This is a genomic window from Spirochaetota bacterium (assembly GCA_025061835.1).
Lineage (GTDB): Bacteria > Spirochaetota > Brevinematia > DTOW01 > DTOW01 > SKYB106.
Genome location: JANXAC010000004.1, coordinates 41,081 through 57,372 on the forward strand (window position 1 = coordinate 41,081; position 16,292 = coordinate 57,372).

At 35.3% G+C, this 16,292-nt stretch carries 12 protein-coding genes; 6 read left to right on the forward strand and 6 right to left on the reverse strand.

The genetic code is table 11. From position 1 onward, the window contains the following. Positions 1-6: 6 nt before the first annotated feature. Both NZ579_02620 and NZ579_02625 read right to left on the reverse strand, forming a co-directional pair. Positions 7-1,485, reverse strand: a complete 1,479-nt coding sequence (locus NZ579_02620; protein MCS7298843.1) for a DUF2723 domain-containing protein — start codon at positions 1,483-1,485, stop codon at positions 7-9. Between the two features lie 155 nt (positions 1,486-1,640). After that, on the reverse strand, positions 1,641-2,462 hold the full coding sequence (locus tag NZ579_02625) for a protein-glutamate O-methyltransferase CheR (protein MCS7298844.1): 822 nt from the start codon (positions 2,460-2,462) through the stop codon (positions 1,641-1,643). A 201-nt stretch (positions 2,463-2,663) separates the two neighbouring features. On the opposite strand from NZ579_02625, the gene NZ579_02630 reads away from it, so the two are divergent. After that, on the forward strand, positions 2,664-4,256 hold the full coding sequence (locus NZ579_02630; protein ID MCS7298845.1) for a hypothetical protein: 1,593 nt from the start codon (positions 2,664-2,666) through the stop codon (positions 4,254-4,256). A gap of 312 nt (positions 4,257-4,568) precedes the next feature. On the opposite strand, the gene NZ579_02635 is transcribed toward NZ579_02630, so the two are convergent. The 3 genes from NZ579_02635 to NZ579_02645 are packed head-to-tail and all read right to left on the reverse strand — an operon-like array spanning position 4,569 to position 7,073. Further along, complete coding sequence (locus NZ579_02635) at positions 4,569-5,120, reverse strand: flavin reductase family protein (protein MCS7298846.1); 552 nt, start codon at positions 5,118-5,120, stop codon at positions 4,569-4,571. A 10-nt stretch (positions 5,121-5,130) separates the two neighbouring features. Next, a complete protein-coding gene (clpP, locus tag NZ579_02640; protein MCS7298847.1) occupies positions 5,131-5,727 on the reverse strand; it encodes an ATP-dependent Clp endopeptidase proteolytic subunit ClpP in 597 nt (198 codons plus the stop codon). Between the two features lie 56 nt (positions 5,728-5,783). Then, positions 5,784-7,073 carry an LptF/LptG family permease gene (locus tag NZ579_02645; protein ID MCS7298848.1) on the reverse strand — a complete coding sequence of 430 codons (1,290 nt, stop codon included), beginning with the start codon at positions 7,071-7,073 and terminating at the stop codon, positions 5,784-5,786. A 119-nt stretch (positions 7,074-7,192) separates the two neighbouring features. Between NZ579_02645 and NZ579_02650 the strand changes: the two genes are divergently transcribed. The 4 genes from NZ579_02650 (at position 7,193) to NZ579_02665 (ending at position 11,095) form a co-directional block, all read left to right on the forward strand. Continuing rightward, positions 7,193-8,353 (forward strand): alanine--glyoxylate aminotransferase family protein, encoded by a 1,161-nt coding sequence (locus tag NZ579_02650; protein MCS7298849.1) that lies wholly within the window; start codon positions 7,193-7,195, stop codon positions 8,351-8,353. Positions 8,354-8,444: 91 nt separating this feature from the next. Beyond that, entirely contained in the window at positions 8,445-9,800 is a 1,356-nt protein-coding gene (locus NZ579_02655) for a LysM peptidoglycan-binding domain-containing protein (protein MCS7298850.1), read from the forward strand. After that, positions 9,801-10,343 carry a sigma-70 family RNA polymerase sigma factor gene (locus tag NZ579_02660; GenBank protein ID MCS7298851.1) on the forward strand — a complete coding sequence of 181 codons (543 nt, stop codon included), beginning with the start codon at positions 9,801-9,803 and terminating at the stop codon, positions 10,341-10,343. 2 nt (positions 10,344-10,345) lie between these two features. Beyond that, positions 10,346-11,095 carry an ATP-binding cassette domain-containing protein gene (locus NZ579_02665; GenBank protein ID MCS7298852.1) on the forward strand — a complete coding sequence of 250 codons (750 nt, stop codon included), beginning with the start codon at positions 10,346-10,348 and terminating at the stop codon, positions 11,093-11,095. Positions 11,096-11,268: 173 nt separating this feature from the next. Here the strand turns inward: NZ579_02665 and NZ579_02670 are convergent, their stop codons facing one another. Further along, positions 11,269-12,651, reverse strand: coding sequence for an LptF/LptG family permease (locus NZ579_02670; GenBank protein MCS7298853.1), 1,383 nt, complete (start codon positions 12,649-12,651; stop codon positions 11,269-11,271). Between the two features lie 102 nt (positions 12,652-12,753). Here NZ579_02670 and NZ579_02675 point away from each other — a divergent pair, with 102 nt between their 5' ends. Continuing rightward, positions 12,754-16,281, forward strand: a complete 3,528-nt coding sequence (locus tag NZ579_02675) for a hypothetical protein (GenBank protein MCS7298854.1) — start codon at positions 12,754-12,756, stop codon at positions 16,279-16,281. Positions 16,282-16,292 lie beyond the last annotated feature (11 nt).

Consider the following 16,292-nt stretch of genomic DNA (forward strand, 5'->3'; position numbering starts at 1 on the left):
GTTGAGTTAGGTTCGTTTAGTTACAAGTTTTTCAACCCAATCCATAGTTGTTTGCATACCTTGAGCGATAAACAATGCTACGATAAAGTATGATTGTAGTAGGAATACACTCCAAAAGGCTCTAGATCTCTCAACAGGCTCACCTTGAACAAAAAGTGCAAATAGTGCAACGAATGTAAGCCATATGAATAATATTGAAAATGAAAAGTTCATATCTTTTTTGAGCAGTCCTATTATACCGGGTATTAGGAGTATATAAAGTATTATGTAAAACTGCTGGAAGTGTATTTTCGCAAGATCCCATAACTGAACTAGGTTGTAGTAAAGAGGTGTGCCTGATATACCTCCATATTGTTTTCTCATTATGTGTGTCCATAGAACATCAAGTGTCCTTATCTCACCCCATGTTAGTATCCTTATCTCTGCCTCTGGCATATCATATATTGCAACACTTCTTATCCATAGGTATCCGTAAAATACTACTATTGGTATCATAAATAATAACAACCCCCAGAAGGATGTTTGAAGAATATCTCTTACCCATTTGTCTTCCTGTTTGACAGGGTATAGATACCCAGCTAGTCCTGCGAATAGGATAGGAACTAAAGGAGCAAAGGTAATTATATAAGCCTGTTGTGGTGAAATAGGACCTATAACCTTCCAGCCGTTGTAGTAGAACAACACTATTGCTATCACAAGTGATACCATAAACCCAATTATTAGAAGGTATTTTGTTGATAGTAAATCACCCCATTTGAATGATACCTTACCCCATAGTGCAGAAAATACAACCAGAACTATTATAACACTTATAGGTATTATATAACCTGCTGATAGATGGTGGTCAGTAAGGCTTAATCCCATCGTGAAAAATAGTAGGATTAGATATCTACTGCCGATGTAGGGTTCCTTTGTGTGATAGTAGTTAAATATGACATCCTCGTACCAGAACATGAAGACTATCAGAACCAAACCGTTTAGCAAACTATGTAAAGAATAAACTTCTCCTATTATTGATTGGTCCCAGAGAAGGTTTGAAAAACCCAACATCAACGCAGATAAGATTGCTGGAATGTATATCCTTAAGTCAAGTCCCTGTGTATTTCTAATAATGTCAGGCTTTCTTGTTATTCCAAGTATTTTTAGGGCAAATAAGAAGAATACGAATGAAGTTGCTGCGCCTGCAAATGCTGACATCATATTAATTCTGTAAGCGACGTTTCCAAACGGAAAGTATGTGAAGAACTTACCGAGTATCGCAAAGATAGGATATCCGGAGGGATGTGGAGCGCCGAAAGAGTAGGTTGTAGTTGCTAACTCTCCGTGGTCTCCTGCTGCTACGGAAGGTGTTAGCGTTAGAAGATAGTTTACAAATACTACAATAAACACCCCAAGTCCAATAAAGAAATCTCTAACTCTGTATGAGTAGAACTGGTAGTTCTGGTATATCTTTTCAGATATGAATGGGTTTGTTATATTGGGCATTATATGCCTCCTTAAAACTAATTATCAAATACTATATGAATACCTATCAAATTAATTGAAGTAGAGTTTGATCGAAGGATATTATGAATAATTTTACTTTGCCACTAGTAGAAGAGTTTCTAGCAGAAGTTTGAGCATTGAAATTTTAATAAGCTTTAGGCCTTGTGATAGTAAAAAAGATTGAGTTCTTTGAATGATTTAAACTTGTCTGAAAGACCAAATAGGCTTTCAGTAGGACTTAAGAATAAATAACCATCGCTATGTAGTGATGTATAGATGTTATCAACTATCCTCTTGGCAGATTCTTCATCCATATATATAAGCACATTTCTACACATTACTACATCTACTCCTCTTATGCCATTATCAAAAAGTAAGTTGTGATAGTCAAATCTAACATACTTCTTGAATTCCTCTTTTATTGCAAATTTGCCTTGATCTAATCTTGTAAAGTATTTATCAATGATTATTTTTGGAACATCGTGAAGTTTCTCCTCAGAGTATATACCTTTTTGTGCTATCTCAAGACACTTCAGGCTTATATCTGATGCTATGACCTCAACTCGCATTCTTATATTGTTCTCTTCAAATGACTCCAGAGCAGATATAAGCAGTGAGTACGGTTCCTCACCTGTTGCACAGCCAGCACTCCATATCTTTATCTTTGATAGCCCTTGTTGCTCTCTCTTTATTGATAGTTCAGGTATTACTTTATTCTTTATAAACTCAAACTGTTCATAGTGTCTAAAAAATTTAGTAAAATTTGTCGTTATGCTATCAATAAATGAAGTTAGTTTATCCTCATCCCTTAGTATAACCTCATAATAAGCATGTGGTGATAATCCCTCTTGTTTTGACTGAGAAAGTATTTTTCTCTTCAAGACAGATACATTACTGTTGGTAAAATATATCCCACTCCAGTCGTGTATCAGTTGTATATATTTATCCAGTAGTTCTTTGTCTATGACTTCTTCCATTCAAAAGTCTAGTGTAAAACTATTTAAAGCTATGTTTCAACTTGATCTCTAATAGGTATTCGTGTCAGAATAACTGAAAAGGACAGTGTGTGTCTTGACGAAGGGTTGTATCCAAACTATGTTTGTAGTTTTAAGTATGATAGTTTCTTGATTGTAATTTAGAAGCAAATTTATATTGTTTCCGACTGGAAGGTTCCTAAAATGGAATTTAAGGAAGTAAAAAGACAGAAGAGTGCTCTTGATATCATATTTGAGGAGAAAGTTATAATATATGCTTTATTACCTTTCGTAATATCGTTTTCATTCTTCGGAGCGATGGTGGAAACGGTTAGGATTTTAAGTAAATACGAGTCTCCTTTTTTCTACTGGTATCCTGTTTATTTCGTGTTTATATTGCCCTTTTCAATATACACTAACTCCTCTATGTTTGCTGGTGGTAAATTCATAAGGAGTGTATTTGAGACACTGTTTGAGATCTTACTACTCATACTTTTCAACTTTATGTTCCTAAAGGGTTTTAGTTTTGAGAGGAACATAGCATACTTTTTTGATATAAACTTTGGTATATCAGTAGTTTTCTGGATAATGATAAGACTAACGAATGGACATGTTGTAAGGCTTTTGAACTTCCCTTACGAAGTTCTGACAACGACCGCAAACTCACTATCGGAGAATGTAAAGATTGATGAGATTTTTGATGAGAAGTTCTTTGAAAAACATAGCCTTAGAACTACTTTCAGAGGTGTGCTTGCAACTTTCATAGTTATGCTTACAATCATGTCAATCCTTATTCTTCTTTCAGCGACGAATATTCTAACACTTGTATATATGTTTTTATTCATTGCTTCCTTCCTAACACTACTTGTAAATACCTCAAAGATGTATCTACTTGAAGATATGTTTCTGAAGAAGATAAACATCAGTTCAGTTAATTTTATGCCTATTATAACGAGATTTTCAATAAGGTATGTTGCTGTAATAATGATAGTATCAATACTTGCAACAACACTAACATTTTTTATAGCAAGAGAGGTTTCAAAACAAATAAATTCGTTTATAAAGTCAAGAGTTTCAGAGATAACAGAAGCGCAGAGGAAGGTTGAAGAAGAGGAGATAAGGAGAATAAGGGAGCGTCTGATGACAGAGACTGTTACGAACGAATACACCCCAAAACCGGTTCAACCAACACCGCAACAAAGGATTGGTTGGTGGATAATACCTCTGGTTTTACAATACTTTCTCCTACTTCTTGGAGTTATGATAGTGATCGGCTTCCTTCTTAAAAATGTCTTTAAGGTTAAAGACGTTCCTATACTGGGTTTCTTTGTGAAGGTTTATGAGATTTTTGCATACTTCGTTCAGCGTGTAATAACGGGAATTTATAACCTTCTTGTGAGGCTTTTCACGAGGCGTAGAAGGCCCATTATCCCCGAAGGACTAGAAGAAGAATTGATAAAATCAATGCAAGTGTATAAAGAGGAAGTCTCGGAAGAGAAGATGCAAGAGATTGAGACAATAGTCAAGATATTTATTAATATGTTATCATACACTTCCTATATCCTGCCATACAGGAGGAACATGGGTGTTGAGGAGTATTGTAGTGCTCTAAAGAATTATCTTCCGGAGTTTCTAAAAAACCTTGAGTTTATTTCTGATATCGTGAATGAGAGTAGGTATAGTAACCACCTATTACCTCCTTCGTCAATTGATGAACTAAAGGAGAATGTTGAACAGATTGTCTCAAAGATAAAAGTAAAGGTTAGGATGATTGAGGACTACAGAGGTACCATCTAGAAATAATATTTGAACTATTTTATTTGATGTTTATGATTTTTTGTGCTCTGAGTGAACTAGGATGCAAGTTCAAATTTTCATCTAGGTTAATGGATAGACTTACTTTTTACTTACTATCTTTTGTTCTGGATATTATCCATCAGTTTAAAAACTTCACCTCACAGCAGAAACTTTAGATGGTTGTTAAGAGGAATACTTTTCAGTCTAGGTAGAGACCATATGAGTGAAATAAAAATCTCAAGTATGGTGATAGTTTTGGAATCTAATTGAACTACTAGTGTATGATTTTAAAGTCAAGAGAGTAGTTAAAATTTACTTTTTTATCTCAACTAAAAATCTTGTTGTGCAGAAGTAGTTAGCGCCTGCGTGATGTATCAGGACTATATCCTTTTCTTCTAGTAGCCAGTGGTCTGAAAAAAGAGTATCTTCAACTGTTGCTCGTCGTGCTTCTCCCATTATCATAGCATGTTTTTGCATCGGAACTATTGATTTCACAACAAACTCAACATTTGCTATACAATTATCAAGAATAGGTGAATTGATGTACTTACCTTTTGAGTATGGTATTTTAAACTCTTCAAATTTATCTAAGTATCTTCCTGAAATACTCCCGACCTTTTTGACAATATCAAGTATTTCAGCGGTTGGAGTATTCAAAGCGAACTCTCCAGATTTGTCTATGAGTTCAAAAGTAAATGAACTTTTATCAAGGGAAAGCATAACTAACGGAGGGTCCTTCTCAACAGGTGTTATCCATGCGACTGTGGAAACATTCTTTATTCCACCATACTCAACACTGACGAGTTGAACATTACCTAGGTTGAATATTCTGCTGGTTAGACTTAAGTCTATATCTATTTTCATATACACACTCCTAGTATCTCTTTACAAGTATTTCATCAATTATTCCATACTCTTTAGCTTCTTGAGGAGACATATAGAAATCTCTGTCGGTATCTTTTTGCACTCTCTGTAGTGGTTGTCCTGTATGCTCTGCGAGGATTTTGTTCAATAAGTCTCTCATTCTTAGTATCTCTTTTGCTTGTATTTCTATATCTGTTGCCTGTCCTTGTGCTCCTCCTAGTGGTTGGTGTATCATGATTCTTGAATGGGGTAAGGCGAATCTCTTACCTTTCGTTCCAGCAGATAGTAGTATCGCAGCCATTGACGCAGCCTGTCCGAGACAGATTGTAACTACATCCGGTTTTATGTATTGCATAGTGTCGTATATAGCAAGACCAGCAGTAACTAATCCACCAGGACTATTTATGTAAAAGTGGATTTCCTTATCTGGGTCTTCTGCTTCAAGAAACAGAAGCTCCGCTATTATCAAGTTTGCTATATCTTCTGTGATTTCAGACCCTAGTATCACTATCCTATCCTTCAGGAGTCTAGAGTATATATCGTATGCTCTTTCACCTCTGCCTGTGGTTTCAACTATCATCGGTATTATGTAGTTCTTCTCTTTCATTCAAATCCTCCGACTTAAAATGTATATAAAGTATATAATCAAAAAGAATATTCTTTTCAAGTTTTTACCTTGTAGTTAAGGTAGATTGCATAAGATACAAATATTAGGTTAGGTATCCATACCGCAACGATTGGTGGTAAGATCCTGTTTTCACCTAGCCATACACCCCCAAGGAATGTTATAAAGTATAGAACGTACCTTATAACAGACTGGAAGACCATATTAACGAATGTTAGGTTCCTTGAGATGACTGTTACGAAACCCAGAGAAATTAAAACGGATATTAGTAGAGAGAAAGATAGACTAGGTCTTGATAGCATCTGCATAAGCCTTTGATAGTATCCACTACTTCCAAATACAAATTTTGTAGCAAGGGACTTGTTGAGTTCTTGAGTCATTTCTGACATAGTCAAAAACATAAAGTCATACTTCATCGGAAAGAAGAAACTGGGTTCGTCCAATTTGAAATCAGGAGTATATGTGTTTAACTTCTTTCTTGATACTAGTTCGGTTTTTTTGTCAAATTCTGTTATTTCAGCATCGTAGAGTATCCAGTTTTTAATTTTTTCATCCCACTTACCATATCTAGCAGTTATAGTGTATTGAACCAATCCTCCCTCAAATCTCTTTGACTCAAAATCAATACCTCCGGTGTATTCGTAGAACTTATTTATTCTTACATCTCTCATCTCACCACTTCTAGAAACGAAACCAATCTCTACATAAGTGACGAGTTTGTTTTGACTCTTTAAGGGTTCCTTTATGTTCTCTATATACTCACTGTCAAGAAAACTCAAATCTCCCCATACCTTAACTCTTTCTATCTTCCTTGATTCCTTACCAGCCGCAGTCATAACCTGATCTAAGAACAGAAAGTATAGAATTGAGATTAGTATCGTTATGGTTATGAAAGGGGCAAAAAGTCTTTTAAGACTTACACCAGCATTTACGATTGCTACTAGTTCAAAGTTTCTAGACATTCTTGAAACGACATAAGATATGCTTATCAACATGCAGAGTGGTGCTAGGTAGGAATAGAGATGAGGTCCTCTAAGGACATAAACTAGGAGTATGTATTCAAATTTGTTTCTCAAAACATCTGGATTTGCTAGAAACCAATTCATATCCATCACTAAGTTGAAAACAACGGCAAGGAGTGTGAGTGATACGGAAGAAACTAGGAATGCGAATAGGAACTGTTTTATGATGTATTTTTGTATTCTACGAAACTCAAATCCACTTTTTATGTATTCCCAGGTAATGTTAAGAAAATTTTTTGATATTTCGGCATAGTTATATTTTGAGATCTTTTGAATGATTGACATTATTCTGCTTAACATAACCATTCATTCAAATCCTAAACAAGAGTATAATGCTTTGGCAAGTAGAGTAAAACAAGAAAATCTATCTTTGAAAGAATTTGTACATTACATACAAAATCTGTTTTGAAGGTTTGGAGGTAGTTATGGGAATGTTGGTAAAATATCATCTTTACGCACCAGGACCTGTTGAGATACCACCTGAAGTTCTTACAGAGATGTCTAAACCAATCTTCCATCATAGAACATCTCAATTCAGTGATGTGCTTGTGAATGCATGGGAAGGGCTAAAGTATGTGTTTCAGACAAAACAGCATGTCCATATTCTGTCATCTTCGGGAACTGGTGCGATGAATGCAGCAGTTGAAAACACACTATCAGAAGGGGATAAGGTGATAGTTTTGAGTTTTGGAAAGTTTGGTGAAAGATGGGAGAAAATAGCAAAGTCCTATAGACTTAATGTCATAACATTAAAGAAGGACTACGGATATTGTGTTGAACCAGATGAGGTTGAAAAAGCACTGAAGGAAAATCCTGATACAAAAGCAGTTTTGCTTCAGCATTGTGAAACTTCAACAGGAGTATCATCTGACCTAAAGGAGATAGCAAATATAGTTAAGAAGACAGATGCTTTACTGATAGTTGATGGTATAACATCGGTAGGATGCGATGAAGTTAAGATGGATGAGTGGAGTATTGATGTTCTAATAGGGGGGTCTCAAAAGTCATTTATGATACCTCCAGGATTATCCTTTATTGCGCTATCTGAGAAAGCAAGGAAATATATGGAGAAATCTAATCTACCAAAATTTTATTTCAACCTAAAGGAAGAGGAAAAGGCTTTGGTGGATAAAACAACTGCTTGGACACCTGGTATAACTTTGATCATGGCTCTCAACAAGGCTATAGAACTTATGAAGAAGGAGGGTCTAGAAAACGTTATAAAAAGGCATAGAGTGATTGCAGAAGCAGTTAGGGAAGGTGTGAAAGCGATAGGGTTAAATCTTTTCTGTAAGTATAGGCTATTTTCTAATTCAGTTACGGCGGTTGAAGTTCCACAAGGGATAGATGGAACTAAAATTCCAAAGCTTATGAGAAACAAATATGGTGCTGAAATTGCGGGAGGTCAGGGTAGTATGAAGGGACAGATATTCAGGCTTGGACATCTTGGATATGTTGATAAGGGTGATGTTGTTGTGATGCTTCAAGCATTGGAATTCACACTACGTGAGCTTGGATACAAGTTCAACATAGGAGATAGCATATCAGCAGCTAATAAGATCATCTTTGATAAGTACGAATTCTAGAAATTTATCTTGGTTTGCGCGAAAAATTCTTTTGATTGTAGAAAAAGTTGTATATACTTATATATTATTATATATCGTTTAGGAGGTATATATGAGAAAGACTCTATCGTTTGGAATATTGTTGTTGGTGATAATAGGACTGCTTGGTTGTCCTGCTCCAAGACCTGATGAAGAACTTAAACTAGCGAAGGAGAAACTGGAGCAAGCACAGAAGGAGGAAGCTCCAACCTTCGCTAAAGAAGACTTTGACAGAGCCAAGAAAAATTATATAGATGCAACTAACCTAGTTGAGCAGGGAAAGAACGAGGATGCTAAAAAGAGAGCATTGGTATCAATAACAAATTCAGAAACTGCAATCCTTAATTCAAGAAGAGTAAGAGCGCAGAATGAACTAACAAAACTTGACGGTTTGATAAAAGAATCCTCATCACTCAGGATGGATGTGGTTTATCCAGATAGTTACAATTCCTACACTAATTCATACCAAGTCTCACTTGATCTATTCAATAAATCAAACTATGTTGAGTCTATACAGAATTCAAGGAAGACTATTTCCGAGGTTGAAGTAACTCTTAAAGAACTGAAAGATAAGTGGAATACTGCTAGGACTGAACTAGGTAGAGCAACTTCAAGAACTGAAAGACTAAAAAGGATCGCAAGGTGGCTTTCATCTGAAGTTCAGGAAATTGAAAGTCTGGTAGTTGAAGCAAGGAAGTTGTTGGATGAAGCAAAACTTGATGATAGTATTCAGAAATCCAGAGAAGCAAATGCGAAACTTGATGAACTTACAGGAAAACTTAGACAGAGAAACGAACAAGAATTAGATAATACTGGAAGCAGAATGAAAGAGTTGAAAATAAATAAGATACAAATAAAGTTTATGTATTTTGCTAGGTCTATTGAAGAGATAGCATATTCAAAAATGGTAGATACTGATAAGAGAATAGCACTTATGTATGAAGAGACTGCAAAACCTACTGAGCAGAAGAATATATCACAAATGACAGACCAAGAACTAGAAGAATACAAAATATCGCTTGAATCTGAGGTTTCAAACCTTGCACAGGAGATAAAAACACTTTATAACCAAGCGCAACAAGACTATACTAACGGTAATTATGAGGACTCACTTGAGAAACTAGATAGAGTTAATCAATTACTTGACATATATTCCCTAAAGAAATCAGAGATTAATCTAGTGGTTAAGGAGATAGAAAATAGGAAGGCTAGGGTAACAAAAGAAACAAAAGTAACACCAGCACCTAAAAAAGTCTCAGCTTACTCTGTAAAAAGTGGTGACTTTCTCTCAAAGATAGCAGGTAATTTATTCGGAGGTGCCTATTGGTGGTGGCCCAAAATATTCACTGCTAACAGAGATAAGATAAAAGATCCCGATGTGATTGAAGTTGGAATTGAACTAGTTATACCTGCTATTCCAGAGGAATAGATGTCCTATGAAATAATATCTGATGATGATATTGTTTCATTACTAATAGAAAAGAGCAACGAAAGCAAACAGAAGGCGTTTAATCTAGCATACGACAAATATTTGAATTTTGTCTATGACTTTGGAAGGACAATGGGCATACCCAAAGACCACTGTGATGACTTCGTTCAGGAAGTTTTTTTTAGACTTTTTAGAAAAATTCACAAGTTCAACACTAAAAAAAGATTTTTTCCATGGTTCTACTCGCTAGTAAGAAACTGTTGCTATGATTACATTAAATACCTTGAGAAGCATAAAGATATAGATTATAGGATAGAGAATTATGTATATAACCCCTATGAGTTTGAGATAGAGACTATAAACTATGTTAGAGACATAATCTCAAGGCTTCCAAATGATGAAAGAGAGGTAATATTCTTAAGATTTTACCAAGATTTATCTGTTGATGAGATTACACAAATTCTTGGATACTCAACTAGAAAAGTGTATAATATTATTGATAAAGCACTTAAGGAAATAGAGAAACATTGGTCTGAAAAATAGTTATGGAAATCATTAGAGTTGAGGGACTTTACAAGTCGTTTGGTTCTCATCAAGTTTTGAGGGACATAAACTTTTCAATTGACAGTGATAGGTTGCTAATTATTGGGCGAAGCGGGATGGGTAAGAGTGTTTTAATAAAGAGTATTGTTAGGCTTCTGGAACCTGACAGGGGTAGAGTGTTTTTGAACGGTGTTGAAGTAACATCTTTGAGTGAGAGACAACTTGAAGAGTTGTGGAGGGAGGTTGGGTTTCTTTTTCAGAGTGGTGCTTTGTTTGACTATATGAATGTTGAGGAGAATATTCTTTTCGTTCTTGAGAATGTTAGAGGTATAACGGGAGATAAGGCGAAGAAGAGAGTTAAGGAAGTTTTGGAAATGGTAGGGCTGCCGAATGTAGGAAACAAAATGCCGTCTGAGTTGAGTGGTGGTATGAGAAAGCGGGTAGCACTCGCTAGAACAATCTCAACTTATCCTAGCATCCTGTTTCTTGATGAGCCTACCACAGGTCTTGATCCAATAACATCAGACTATGTTATCTCATCAGTGATAGAATTAAAAGACTACCTTGGTATTCCAATAGTTGTAGTCACTCACGACGTTGAGGTAATGAAGAAAATTAGTGGTAAAGTAATTATGATTGAAAACTCTCAGATTGTCTTCTTTGGAGACTTTGAAGATATGATTAGAAACGGTAATGAATACATAAGACAGTTCTTGAATGGGCTCTCTGAAGGCCCCATAAATGTAGTCTGATAAGTTTGTAGTTTGAAGATGTCTTGGTCTTTGTGATCTTGACTTCAAGGTATTAGACATTATCCATAAATTTTGAAAATTTATCGTTTTATGAGTGTTGGTCATTAAAGCAAGTTAGGATGGTTTATTCTAGATGATTAACAGTCTAGAGTTGTCTTTATAGTTCAAGAACACTATGCTTTTTCTCTAAGTAGTAAATATAATGCGGGTATTGTTAGAACAATGTTTGACCACCAAGCACCGATAACTGGGTCTAGATCTCCGTTTCTAATGGGTATTTCTGAGATGAAAGTAAGGTAAGTTTGTATAAGTATAATAATTATACCGATTATGAGAGAACCACCTTTTCCAGTTCTAACCTTGACCATTATTCCGAATACAAAACCTATGAGCCCATAAACAATTGCTGACACAGGTATTGATGTCTTCTTATGCTGCTCAAAGATAAATATATTGTAATTTACCATTTCTGGGGAGGTATTGAGAGACTTTATTTTTATACTTAGTTCTGAAATATTGCTTAATGTTGAATTAAAATGTTTTTTAGCGTTTTCTCTAGCATTTTCATCCTTAAGAAGTGAGAAAATATATTCAGGTAAGGTTGTAATTATCTTTTTATAGTTTTCAATTAGTTTTTCATTCAGTGAGGATAAAGTCTTAAGTGTTGATTTTAAGTTCGTTTGTTCCTTCATTTTTTCAATTATCTTTTCGGTTTTGTATCTTGACATAAGTCTTGGTTGGAGTTCTGTGTTGTAGGTTGGAATGTAGGATACTTCGTAGTCTATTCTTAATTCAGCTTCCTTAAACTGTGATGAGAATATACTGCCATCGGATGATTTGTCAATGTAAGTTCCGTTAAACAGTAGAATAGAATAGTAAGGAACATCGCCAGTTGATATTATTCTTCCTGTATTTGCTTTAATTATTTTCTCACTGTTTTTGGTTTTCTGATATATTTCAACACCTTTCATCTCACCACCTTGTAGTTCCTCAAAACCAATATTGAAGTCTCCAATCTTGGGAAACTCCCCGGGGTTTATGTCAATAAAAGGTTTTTCAACTCTCATCTTTATCATTGACCTTATATACATTTCATTACCTTTTATCAGAACTGTGTCAAAGAAAGTGTAGGTTATACTTCCTATAAGTAATGAGAATACCAGAACTGGTAAGAATAGTCTTGTTTTCCTAATGCCACTGGACCTCAAGACAAGTATCTCTAGGTTGAGTGAGAGTTTGTTAAAGGTAAGCAAAGTTGCCATTATCATACCTGCAGGTATCGTTATAGCCATCGTGAAAGGAAGACTGTAAAAGAATATGCTTAAGGTAGTAGTGAGTTGTGCGCCTTTCTGAATATATTGAACATATATTAGGTATACCTCCTTTAACCACACAACCAGTGAGATTATGAGAAACGAAACTACATAGCTTATTGCTAGATCCTTATATACCATTATATCGTATCTCTTTAAAGGTATATAACTAGAATTTATGTGTGAGATAACTCTCTTGAGGACATTTTTGACGGCTGAAGTAATAACATTAAGTGTCTTCATCTTCTTATCAAGCCTGGAGGATATTTTAATTGAGAGTATTTTTAAAATACATTTTACGAAAGGTTTTAGTTTTCTTGAAAAGAGGAGTTATTTTATTTAAGAATGAATGAAGATAGGAGGAGTGTAGGTATGAATGCTATTTTGGTAGTCAGGTTAGTTATTCTAATGGTATTGACACTATTTGTATCTTTACGTTCGTTTTCTAATGTGCTTATCGTTAGTGAAACTCCGCTCAAGGGCAAGGTTACATTAAGCCAAGAAGATATTGACTTTGTGAATACTCTAGTTACATATTCTCTTAATGACCTTTCAGATATTTTACCATATGGATATATAGATATAACTACTGCGCAGGATTGGTATAATTCTGTGGTTGATATAGTGAATGCTACGAATACTAATGTGGTTATGGTTAAAGGTAAGCCGAGTGTTCCGAAACCACTTCCTAAACTAAAGATAACTACACTCAATGCTCAAGCACTCTCAACATTAACTAAACTTATTCCAGATATAAAAGGTGCTGTAATTTCATCTTACAGCGTAGCAGGTAATGTTCTTAAAGTAAGTATTCAATATCTTGACCAAACAGGTAAGGCAGTAAATAGAAAGAATGTTGATATACCTCTTGCGATCTTGAAAGACAGGGATAGTGTTTTACTACAGGTTAAGGAAAACATGGTTGATTTGCTTAATGCTTGGAAATTCTATTATTACGATCCTAAAAGGACAGCAACGGTAAATATCAGTGTCAAGCCTACACCAAAGGATCTGTCAATACTAGTGAAGCCTGATAATCTTCAACTGAAACCTGGTAAGAATACTCTTAACGAAGGTGAATACACTCTTTTAGTATCTGCTTCTGGCATTCAACCTATAATAACGAATATCCTAGTTCCTCCTGGTGGAAACATAAACTTGAGTTTCAACCTTCTACCAGCACAGAAAATAGATAGCCCAGTTCCAGTCGGAACTGTTTATATAGATGCTAATGTAAAAGGTGTTCCTCTTATAATAGCAGAAGGTAATATCTTTGGAACAACACCATTGACAACAAACCTAACCGAAGGAGTAAAGAATTTGATCTTCCAACAGACACCTACAACACTACTCAAGTCTGCCCAGATTGAAGTGAAACCAAATCAACTTAATTACTACTACATAAACCTAGAGAGAGTAGGTGCTGGTGTAAATATAATAGCAGATAACAATTCCTACGTTGTCATAAACAGAAAACTTGAAGGGATTGTAACAGCAGGTAGTTATTCAAGGAGTTTGACAAGGGGTATCCATACCATAACAGTATTTAAGAATGGTTTTGAGGCATTTAGAACGAATATCAATATAACTTCTGACGAAAAGGTGACATTGAGAGTTAGTCTATCCCCTAAGAAAGTTCCTGTATATATAGTAACGCCACAAAGTAGGGAAGCAATAGTATCATATCAAGGTAGAAACATAGGTACTACTCCATACTCTTTAAGGGTGGATCAAGGTAGGGAGGCAAAGATTGATATAGTAGCACAGGAAGTAGGTTTCAACAACGCTACTATAACATTTTTACCGTCAATGGCAAAGATAAACAATGTCGTTCAAAATCTATCCCCACTTTACGGAGACTTGTTAATCCTTACTGATCCAATTGATGCGATAGTGAAGATAGATGGTAGGATTGTTGGAAAAACTGGTCTTGACGGACTTCTTCTCAGGAGTATCTCTTCAAGAAGGTCGTTTATTTTCATTCAGAAGGAAGGATACAAGGCTGTCAAAACGAACCTTTATATACTTCCTAATATTCAGAACTCTCTTTCATACAAGCTTAAAGAGGCACCTATTAAGCTATTCATAAACACTCTACCAGTTCAGAATGTGAGCATATATATGAACGAGGAGTACTACGGTGAAAATGATGGTGTTGTTAATGTTGAACTTGGAAACTTTGTTATGAAACTTTTAAAGAGAGGTTTTAGGACAGTATATACTAATGTTTCGTTCCCAGATAAGATTGATAATATAATACCTATAACTATTCAGATGACACCCGGGTTGAGCGAATCCGAGGTTATTGAACAAGCTAATAGTGATTTAACTACTATTGATACACTTGTATCAAATGGTAACTACGTAGATGCATACGATATGATAAGAAAAGTAAAAGAGCAGATAATATCTTCTGGATATACAAACTTCTCTAAAGAGGTCTTGAGTCTATATAACTTCGTAGTTACTAAGGAAAGGCAGATTGCGCCTGAGGTAGAATTTGCTATTCTTAGCAGGGAAGCTAATGATGTTGTTACGAGGTCAGATGCTTTTTCAAGGGTTGGTGCTTATGAAGAAGGTATTAAGGTTATAAGAGAGTTCTTCAAGAAAGTTGATGCCTCATCACTGTCGCAACAGGGTAAGGATCAAGTTAAAGGTATTGTCAAAGATAAGTATAGAGAACTTGCTTTTGCGAATCTAAATTCAAAGGTTTCAAACTCGCTTGTTCAGATAGATAGACTGGTAGCTAGGGGAGAAAAATCCGCTGCTTCATCTCTGTATGAAGATAGTATCAAGATGGTTGATGAGTATGTTGTTGAGTTTCCTGAGATTGAAGCAGATGTAATGAAGATAAGAAATACACTGATTTCCAACTATATACCCCTTGGTATTGAGGTCATCAGTAATAAGGTTGAAGTAACTCTAGTGAATGTAGATGATCTTGATAAGAAAAAGAACTATACTAATGCTATTGATGTTTTGTCATCAGCAATAAAGGAGATAAGATTATCGAAGTTATACTTCTTGGATCAAGTTAAGGCTTTTGAGTCTAGACTCAACCAAAAATATGAAGAAATAATTTCAAAGATGTCAGAAGAAGAGCAGATGGGAGAAGCAAGAAAAGCTTATGAGGAAATAAAACCTATTCTTAAGGAAGCAGTAAGACTTGCTAGCATAAAAGAATATGATAGCGCTATAAGGAAGTATAAAGAAGCACTTGAGTATATAGAAATATCAGAGTTCAAGGAAAACCCTTTCTTCAAAAAACTTAAGGATGATATAATTTCCCGTATAGTGGAACTCGAGCAGGAAAAGAAGCGAGAGGGGGAAGAGAGAGCTAAAAGGTTGAAACTACAAGAAGAGATAGAAAAGAGAAAAGCAGATTTACCTTGGTGGACTAGAATGCAAAGGGCATGGACTGGTGTAGGATTTGAGATTTTCGGTTCCTTCCTAATACCTAGCGGTGTAGATTTCTATACAACAAATATGAACATACCAATTGGTGCTAAAATACACATATCTTTCTTACCTATACTTGGTTTCTCCTTTGGTGGATACTATAATGTTAATTCTTCTCAGGTCTATCAGGGGGCTGCATACCTAGGATGGTTTGGTTTTGGTCAGGTTACTTTAAGAATCCCTATTGTCAAACAGTTTTCATTGTTCGGCTCTTTTGGAACAGGTTTCTCTCAACTAATAAATGAACCTTTAAGGTTTAGGTTAGGAAATGACTACCTACTCAACGCAGGCATTGACCTAAAATTCAATTGGTTTGGAATAAGACTATTCTACAACATGGCTTTCTATGATAGCTTCAATAAAAACCAGATTGGTGGAGGAATGGGTATAGTCCTTTGGGCTACTGAGGATTAAGGATAAAACTT

What these genes read in the sequence shown, in the direction of transcription:
- NZ579_02620 (MCS7298843.1), bottom strand. Translation starts at nt 1,485, where the DNA reads ATGCCCAATATAACAAACCCATTCATATCTGAAAAGATATACCAGAAC.
- NZ579_02625 (MCS7298844.1), bottom strand. Translation starts at nt 2,462, where the DNA reads ATGGAAGAAGTCATAGACAAAGAACTACTGGATAAATATATACAACTG.
- NZ579_02630 (MCS7298845.1), top strand. Translation starts at nt 2,664, where the DNA reads ATGGAATTTAAGGAAGTAAAAAGACAGAAGAGTGCTCTTGATATCATA.
- NZ579_02635 (MCS7298846.1), bottom strand. Translation starts at nt 5,120, where the DNA reads ATGAAAATAGATATAGACTTAAGTCTAACCAGCAGAATATTCAACCTA.
- clpP (MCS7298847.1), bottom strand. Translation starts at nt 5,727, where the DNA reads ATGAAAGAGAAGAACTACATAATACCGATGATAGTTGAAACCACAGGC.
- NZ579_02645 (MCS7298848.1), bottom strand. Translation starts at nt 7,073, where the DNA reads ATGGTTATGTTAAGCAGAATAATGTCAATCATTCAAAAGATCTCAAAA.
- NZ579_02650 (MCS7298849.1), top strand. Translation starts at nt 7,193, where the DNA reads ATGGGAATGTTGGTAAAATATCATCTTTACGCACCAGGACCTGTTGAG.
- NZ579_02655 (MCS7298850.1), top strand. Translation starts at nt 8,445, where the DNA reads ATGAGAAAGACTCTATCGTTTGGAATATTGTTGTTGGTGATAATAGGA.
- NZ579_02660 (MCS7298851.1), top strand. Translation starts at nt 9,801, where the DNA reads ATGTCCTATGAAATAATATCTGATGATGATATTGTTTCATTACTAATA.
- NZ579_02665 (MCS7298852.1), top strand. Translation starts at nt 10,346, where the DNA reads ATGGAAATCATTAGAGTTGAGGGACTTTACAAGTCGTTTGGTTCTCAT.
- NZ579_02670 (MCS7298853.1), bottom strand. Translation starts at nt 12,651, where the DNA reads ATGAAGACACTTAATGTTATTACTTCAGCCGTCAAAAATGTCCTCAAG.
- NZ579_02675 (MCS7298854.1), top strand. Translation starts at nt 12,754, where the DNA reads ATGAATGAAGATAGGAGGAGTGTAGGTATGAATGCTATTTTGGTAGTC.